The sequence below is a fragment of the Nostoc sp. UHCC 0251 genome (genome assembly GCF_034932245.1).
In the GTDB taxonomy this organism is placed as follows: domain Bacteria; phylum Cyanobacteriota; class Cyanobacteriia; order Cyanobacteriales; family Nostocaceae; genus Nostoc.
In genome coordinates this window covers 1-3899 of sequence record NZ_JAYGHD010000215.1, presented here as the reverse complement: position 1 = coordinate 3899, position 3899 = coordinate 1, and the positions used below count along the sequence as shown (strand labels likewise).

Annotated in this window: 4 protein-coding genes, 1 tRNA gene and 1 pseudogene; 2 read left to right on the top strand and 4 right to left on the bottom strand. The window is 43.2% G+C overall.

Annotation, left to right across the window (positions count from 1 at the left end):
- Positions 1-171: 171 nt before the first annotated feature.
- The 4 genes from cutA to VB740_RS17470 all read right to left on the bottom strand — a co-directional run bounded on the left by cutA (position 172) and on the right by VB740_RS17470 (position 3184).
- Positions 172-504 (bottom strand): divalent-cation tolerance protein CutA, encoded by a 333-nt coding sequence (gene cutA / locus VB740_RS17485; RefSeq protein WP_323201233.1) that lies wholly within the window; start codon positions 502-504, stop codon positions 172-174.
- A 5-nt stretch (positions 505-509) separates the two neighbouring features.
- The gene (locus tag VB740_RS17480) at positions 510-1511 is read right to left on the bottom strand and encodes a transposase (RefSeq protein ID WP_323201232.1); all 1002 of its coding nucleotides are present in this window, start codon (positions 1509-1511) and stop codon (positions 510-512) included.
- 21 nt (positions 1512-1532) lie between these two features.
- Positions 1533-2384: a hypothetical protein gene (locus VB740_RS17475; protein WP_323201231.1), complete on the bottom strand. Its 852-nt coding sequence runs from the start codon at positions 2382-2384 to the stop codon at positions 1533-1535.
- A 140-nt stretch (positions 2385-2524) separates the two neighbouring features.
- Positions 2525-3184: an Npun_F0813 family protein gene (locus VB740_RS17470; protein WP_323201230.1), complete on the bottom strand. Its 660-nt coding sequence runs from the start codon at positions 3182-3184 to the stop codon at positions 2525-2527.
- Between the two features lie 357 nt (positions 3185-3541).
- On the opposite strand from VB740_RS17470, the gene VB740_RS17465 reads away from it, so the two are divergent.
- Both VB740_RS17465 and VB740_RS17460 read left to right on the top strand, forming a co-directional pair.
- Positions 3542-3614: transfer RNA gene (locus VB740_RS17465), tRNA-Arg, on the top strand.
- Between the two features lie 71 nt (positions 3615-3685).
- Positions 3686-3844, top strand: a pseudogene (locus VB740_RS17460) (group I intron-associated PD-(D/E)XK endonuclease); the annotation flags it as partial.
- Between the last annotated feature and the right edge of the window lie 55 nt (positions 3845-3899).

Sequence of the window (3899 nt, the reverse complement as noted above, 5' to 3'; positions counted from 1 at the left end):
TCAATTTTCCTTTCTACCATTTTTTTGTAACCAAATCATATTCCGGACGTGTCTATTGATTTTGTTGAATAGGCGGTTTGCTTCCGCCGTGCTGTACTAGTTTGATTTGAAGCAGCTGTTGATGCTTAGAGTTAGTAGTTGAGAGTGAGGAGTTATGAAAATTCTAACTCCTCACTCTTTACTTTTAACTTGCTGAGAAATCCACTGCAAGTAGGCTTGAGAACCGGCAACAATTGGTAAAGCAATAATTTCTGGTACTTCATAGGAGTGCAGTTCCATAATTTTGGCTTCCATTGCCGGAAATTGCGCCAAATCAGTTTTAATTAGTAATTGGCATTCTTGCTCTTTATGCAGTTCCCCTTGCCAAGTGTAAATTGAGTGGATTGGTAACAGACTCACGCAAGCAGCGAGTTTCGCTTCCACAAGAGCATTAGCAATTGCTTCTGCCTCCTGCATGTTGCCAGCAGTTACCAATACCACACCATAGCCAGCAGGTGTCTCCATGACCTCTAAAGTGTTGTAGACAAGGAATAGACCTGACCATCAATCAATAGTCGCGTGATGCCCTTAGCTTCCAAATGAGTCCGAGCCTTATGGAGCATTTTACTATCAGGAACTTTAATCACGCGATCGCGCTTGGTAGAAAAACGCTTGGCCACGCGATGGTTATCAAACACCGGCAGAGTTCTTTGTTGGGTTTCCAGGCTGGGAATTTGCCCTAAATCACCAAAGTCCTTCAGAGGTCGCGTAATTAATTCTGAGGAACGGTCAATTACCAAATAGCAAGTTTTCGGCAAATTGGCTATTGACAGAGGTAAAACTTGAACTGATGCTTCACCTGGCCTTCGTTTTGTGACTAAAGGTCTTTCCTCATCCAGGTCATCGTCATCAAAGTCTTCTTCCTCAAAGTCGTCATCCTCTAAATCATCATCATCTAAATCATCCAAATCCTCCGGCTCGTCTAGCAAATCTTCGCCCAACATCTGCGCGATGACAGCCGCTCCTGGATGCTCATTCTTTAGCGGTGGGATAGGGATGCTGACTATTTCCGGCGGCTTTGGCTCTGGAGTTTCTAATTTCTCTGTGACTCGGAGCTTCGGTTTTTCCGCCGCCGAGGGGCGTCGCCGCACCCGTCTACTAGCAGCGAGTGACTCCGCCGTTTCCTCTGAGAAAAGTTCCTGCTCTACATGAATTACCCGACGTGGCTGTGGCTCAACCTTTGGTACTTCCACAGGTGGAGTTTCGATGGGTGGAACTTCTATTTCCGGCTCTGGTTGAGTCAGTAGAGGTAATTGCTCGTAACTTACCTGCGCCCTGCCCTCAGGAGTTCTCGCAGCCCGCTTTAAGGAGACCAAGTATTCATACTCATCTTCTGGCAAAGTGCTTTTGAGCAGGCGACTAATTGTCGAATTACTCACACCATAGCGTTCTGCCAAAGTTGAGGTTGTTTCGGCAGTCTCTCGATATAACTTAAGAATTTCTTGCTTGTCAGAATCTGTTAATTTTCTCACGGTAGATACCAAAAATCTTTACTAAGCTCGTTTACGTCCACTGGTACGCCGCGTTCGTCTTAGTGATGCGTCATATTCTAAGACAGCGCCCAGTCCAAATAACACTCCACTAAACACCCAAAACACTTCTAATATTTCCCCACTTTGATAATTGGGGCTTTGGGCATATTTGAACCACATATCTGCAATGTAGAGCGAAAAGGCCGCAGCTGCAATCATTCGCCAAGACTGGGAAACTCTTCCCCCCCAAAAGGCTAACAGCAAAGTGGTAGCAATAATTAACAAAACCACATCGCTAACTACGTAAAACCAATTCAAAATAGCGACTAGCAGTTCTGAGGGCGTTCCCTGTTGCATAGAAATCCACCATGCTACCAAACTACCGAACATTGCAATTGCTAACACAATTAGCCACTGCCATTTTTCCAGATTGATTCGCCTGGAAGTCACAGCTAAAATCATGCCTGCGCCAAGTAATAGATAACTAAGTACAAAAAATATATCGCCTAAAGACACATCCGGTTCATCTTTTAAAATTATTTCGGTATATCCGAAAATTATCCCCCCAACGAAATAGGAAAGCATACCTAAGCCAATCAAGAGCCAAACATTTCGGCCACTGACGATTTGCGGACTCAGCCAGTTCCTCAAGCATAAGATACTTGCACCCAAATAAGCTAAAGCTTCAAAAATATTTGTGCCAATCACATACCACTCGGCCCGGCTTTCGATGCCATCTGCTCCGGGAACTTTGGCACTAAACAATAAGAAGTATAGCAGTGCTAGTACGGCCCAGCCAATATTAGCTAAGACAATGTTCTGAGTGGTGAAAATGGATTTGGAAAGGAACGAATTGTCGTAAGAGTTATTCATAGGACTTGACTATGTAGATGCACTCTGGCAGTATTCTGAGTTAAAGGACTGTATATCTAGTAGTGTGTCTGCTAAACGATGCACAATTGGATACCAAAAGCAAGTGCCAATGGTAGAAACTTTGTTAAAAAATTTCCATGCTACTGCCATAGTTTACCCAGTGACGATTGGTTTACCCAATTGATAAACAGCGATCGCTCGGCTTCTGGCATATCTTCTAGCTTATAAATCACTTGTTTGGTAAAATTAGCATTGCCGAAATATGCTTTTCCTAACCGATGCAGTTCTTGTAATAGGATAACTACATGATTTTCTTGCCAATCAGGTATTTTGGCTGTCGGTAACGGATTAGTAGATACCAAATATTTAACCGCTTCTAAGGAAGATGCTTGGGGAAATTGCTTCTGCTGTAATACTTCCGCAATATCTTTTTCAAATAATGCAGCTTGCCTAGCACCCAAAAACTCTTCAATGTCGATAGAAACACCTTGCAACAGCAAAATACTGGCTTGGACTAAAATCGCCGTTTTGCCATGACCACCTGTGTCACTATCCAGCTGTTCTAAACGGATTTTACCCCAAACACTAAAGCGTTCGGGTTCTTCTAGTAAAACACAGGCTTTACCCCGGTTATCCGTTAATTCTCTCCATAAGGCTCTCGCTTCTTCCTCTTGACTAGCTTTGAAAACGCTAATCAAGCGAAAAGTCTGCCCTTGATAATTGAGGATCGGCACTTGCTGATCCCGTTTTGGGTGCTGAATGCTTGATATTTCAACATCCTGCCGTTTGAGAATAAACATGGCACTAGCAAATAACTCCTCACAGGGGCACTCTTAATATGGAATATATAATGGCATTTGGCAGCATCGCCAAGGCTGAAATTACCTAGCATACTGTGGAAATGAGCCTAGCGATCGCCAGATCCTTCCCGAAGGTAGCCACCCAGAGGGCGTTGGCGCTAACGGGCAAATAACCCCTTGACAACACAATATATCTAAACCAATACCCCATCTGTTTCGTTTTCGATGTAGATTAACTAACTAGCGACTAGCATCTTAGCCTTGCTAGTGGTAAATCTGCAATTTTCGATTGCTTCTTGGTAAGTAAAGACGATATAATAGTGCAGGTGACTCCTTCAGGAGCCATTAATTTATGTTGGGCGCGTAGCTCAGTGGATAGAGCCACGGATTTCTAATCCGTTGGTCGCAGGTTCGAACCCTGCCGCGCTCGTTTTAACTTAATACGAACCTTAAACAAGCCTTTTCATGGTAATTTATAAAATGGCTTTAGAGTTCATATAAATGCACCACACAAAAGACAAGGGCGATCTAGCAGCAGCTAAAGTGATAGCAGATTTAGTCGAGAAAGAATATTCGGTTTTTGTACCAGTAGTAACTGAACATGCACCCTTTGATTTGATTGCCTACAAAGATGGTAAATGTTACAGAATTCAAGCTAAATAGGGCTTGCTGAAAAAGTCATAAAAAAGCAATTTTAAGGGTTGACTAGTTATTC